Annotated in this window: 1 protein-coding gene; it reads left to right on the top strand. The window is 65.4% G+C overall.

Going from position 1 to position 547, the window contains the following annotated elements; translation table 11 throughout:
* On the top strand, positions 1 to 511 hold a 511-nt coding region (locus MXC99_RS00245), incomplete at its 5' end, for a hypothetical protein (RefSeq protein WP_348772074.1).
* Positions 512 to 547 lie beyond the last annotated feature (36 nt).

A 547-nucleotide genomic window follows, 5' to 3' on the forward strand; every position in this document is an offset into this window, starting at 1 on the left:
CCGCCGCCGCATGAACGCCGCCCTGATCGAAGCCCTCAACCGTGCCACCAGCCTGGAACTGTTCCACCTCTCGACGATCCTCGAACGCCTGATGTCGGACCCGGCCCGGATCATCGAGATCCGTCGCCATCTGCATCTGGGGCAATCCGTGCGCTTCCTCGACTGGCAACAGGCCGGCGCCCAGATGTCGCTACGCACGGGGCGGATTGTTGCAATGAAGGACACGCAACTCACCGTGCAGGACGAGCGCACCCGGCGCGAATGGAAGTTGCCCTATGCGGCCATCGAGATCCCGGACACCGGTTCGATCCCGGCGCCATCGGTGCCCGAACCGCTGTCTCCGACCCGCGCAGACTTCCAGGTGGGCGACCGCGTGAGTTTCGAGGACCGTCACCTGCAGACCCGCGTTGGGACCATCGTCCGCATCAATCAGCGCACCGCCACCCTCGACTGCGACGGTCAAAGCTGGCGCGTCTCCTTCCCCCTGTTGCGACACCTCGTCGACCTCTGAGTCGCGCCCCCCAAACGGGGATTACCGGACAGATAC

This window comes from Thauera aromatica (assembly GCF_023093595.1).
GTDB lineage: Bacteria > Pseudomonadota > Gammaproteobacteria > Burkholderiales > Rhodocyclaceae > Thauera > Thauera aromatica_A.